Consider the following 2,500-nt stretch of genomic DNA (forward strand, 5'->3'; position numbering starts at 1 on the left):
TCAGAAACGGACGGGTCTACATAAGCCATCTCTCTATCAGAAGAGGGCCTCGAATGGTTGGATATCTGCTTTATTTGGCAAAATGGTTCCATCCTGAGCTGTTCGAGGATATCGATCCGGCAGCGGTGGAAAAAGATATGCTGCAGAAGTTTTACGGGCTCGATCTCGAAGGGGTATGGGCCTATCCCGAGGTATGAAACTTCGCATTAAAGGAGCTGCAAACATGAATGGCAAACTTTTGGGAGGCGCTCTCCTGGCCCTCATCCTTTTTTGCCTCTTGGGGGCCTGTGTGGGCGCGGGCGAGGGGACAGATGATATCATTACCATAGTGGACGGAACCGGAAAATCAGCAAACATATCGCTTCCCGTGGAGAGAATAGTCTCAATCACATCACGTGCATCTGAGATCATCTCTGTGCTTGGCTCTGAAGATAGGATAGTTGGGCGCGACTCGTATTCCTTCTTTCCTTCATCTCTGAAAGATGTTCCTGTAGTTGCTGAGAGCTCCTACAGTCCAAATATAGAGCTTATCCATAAGATCGATCCCGACCTGGTGATTGCGGACAGTATGCTCTCTGAAGACGATCGAAAGAAGATAGAGGCTGCGGGCATACCGGTAATCGTAGAGACTGCCTTGGACTCCACCACCATAGAGGCATTTGTGAGCCATCTTGGGATTTTGCTTGATAAAGAAGAACAGGCACAAGAGCTCATAAACTTCATCAAAAAATATCAGGATATCATAAAAGAGCGTACTGAAGATCTGAAGTCCGAGGATAAGCCTGCAGTATATATTGAGATCGGATATCCATATAGCACCATGGCTTCAGCAACGACATTCCACAATCTCACAATCGCTGCCGGTGGTATAAACATCGCTGCCGACCAGCCTATCAAATATCCAATTATGGACCCTGAATGGATCGTCGAGAGAGATCCTGATATAATTTTCAGCTATGCTACTAACACCGCTGAAGAGAACTTGACTGACAAGATGAAGGAAATTCATGACGAAATTCTCTCCAGGCCCGAATTGAGCGATGTCAAGGCGGTCAAGGAGGGCCGGGTTTATGTCCTGGGAAATCCCGTAGCATGGGGCATTCGCTCAATAGTCGGAGAGCTTTGGCTCGCTAAATGGCTCCATCCGGATCTCTTCGAGGATATCGATCCAGAGACAGTGGATAGAGAGCTTCTCGATGAATTTTTCGGTGAAGATCTAACGGAGAAGTGCGTCTATCCATGATATTCAAGATAACTTTAGTGGAGTTGAAATAGGTGACTGGCAAAGTTTTAACTGGCCTTTTCATAGCCCTTATGCTTTTGAGCTTCCTGGGGGCATGTGAGGACGCAAAGGCAGAGATGATAACCATCGTCGACGGCAGGGGGCAGTCTGTCGATGTACCGACTCCTGTGGAACGGATAGCCTCGATCAGCTCTCGTGCCTCAGAGATCATATGTGCCCTTGGCGCCTGCGATAAGATCGTTGGGCGCGACTCATACTCGTTCTTTCCACCAGCTCTTGCGGATGTGCAGGTGGTGGCAGAAAGCTCCTATACGCCAAACATAGAACTCATCCATAAACTAGATCCTGATCTGGTAATAGCCGACAGCATGCTGTCCAACGACGATCGGAAGAAGATAGAGTCTGCGGGCATACCCGTGATTGTAGAGACCACCTGGGATTCAAAAACGGTGGCCACTCCTGTGAGACATATTGGGGTTTTGCTGGATAAAGCTGATCGGGCAGAGGAGATCATCGGCTTTATAGAAAGGTATCAGGGCATCATCGAGGAACGCACTGCTGGTCTCGAGGAGGAGGATAAGCCTGCGGTCTTCTTCGAGTGGTCCAGGCCTTACTATAGCATGGGCAACGGAACGCTCTTCCACAACCTCACAGTTGCTGCAGGTGGGATAAACATAGTTGCCGATGAGCCAGTCAAGTATCCCACAATGGATCCAGAATGGCTCGTCGAGAAGGACCCTGATATAATCATTCGTTACGACTATTCCACTGAAAAAGGAAATTTGACCGATAACATGGAGAAGACGAGAGATGAGATCCTCTCCCGGCCCGAACTTGGCGATGTGAAGGCGATCGTAGATGGCCGGGTCTATATCCTCGGCAATCCTGTGGCAAGCGGCATACGCTCGGTAGTCGGAGATCTTTACCTTGCCAAATGGTTCCATCCCGACCTCTTCAAAGATATCGATCCCGAGGCAGTGCATAGAGAGCTTCTCCAAAAGTTCTTCGGCCAGGAGCCGGACGGCGTGTACGTCTATCCATGAAGGGCGTTTAGTTGAGAAAAACGCTGGTGCATGGCTCTTTATTTCCTGGGCAATGAAGAAGAGGCTGTAGCGGCCAATGAGAGGGCATGGGAGATCCTGAACCAGAGCTGCGAGAAGGACCCGGAGAATGCCAGCATAGACACCCGAAATGGGTCCAAGTCAAACTGCGGCGAACCTCGCAAATTATTGCGAGGGCTTCGCCAATGTTATGGAT

The 2,500-nt window shown here is 49.4% G+C and carries 3 protein-coding genes and 1 pseudogene; all 4 read left to right on the forward strand.

Going from position 1 to position 2,500, the window contains the following annotated elements:
• Positions 1 to 197 (forward strand): annotated as a pseudogene (locus BP822_RS04905) (ABC transporter substrate-binding protein); the annotation flags it as partial.
• Between the two features lie 26 nt (positions 198 to 223).
• Positions 224 to 1,243, forward strand: coding sequence for an ABC transporter substrate-binding protein (locus tag BP822_RS04910; RefSeq protein ID WP_286877844.1), 1,020 nt, complete (start codon positions 224 to 226; stop codon positions 1,241 to 1,243).
• 32 nt (positions 1,244 to 1,275) lie between these two features.
• Entirely contained in the window at positions 1,276 to 2,286 is a 1,011-nt protein-coding gene (locus BP822_RS04915; RefSeq protein WP_273279020.1) for an ABC transporter substrate-binding protein, read from the forward strand.
• Positions 2,287 to 2,316: 30 nt separating this feature from the next.
• On the forward strand, positions 2,317 to 2,500 hold a 184-nt coding region (locus tag BP822_RS04920), incomplete at its 3' end, for a hypothetical protein (protein ID WP_286877846.1).

This window comes from Methanosaeta sp. UBA458 (assembly GCF_002496085.1).
Classification (GTDB): domain Archaea; phylum Halobacteriota; class Methanosarcinia; order Methanotrichales; family Methanotrichaceae; genus Methanothrix; species Methanothrix soehngenii.

Bases quoted from the DNA above. Each gene is read 5' to 3' on its own strand.
- BP822_RS04910 (WP_286877844.1), top strand. From the start codon at position 224: ATGAATGGCAAACTTTTGGGAGGCGCTCTCCTGGCCCTCATCCTTTTT.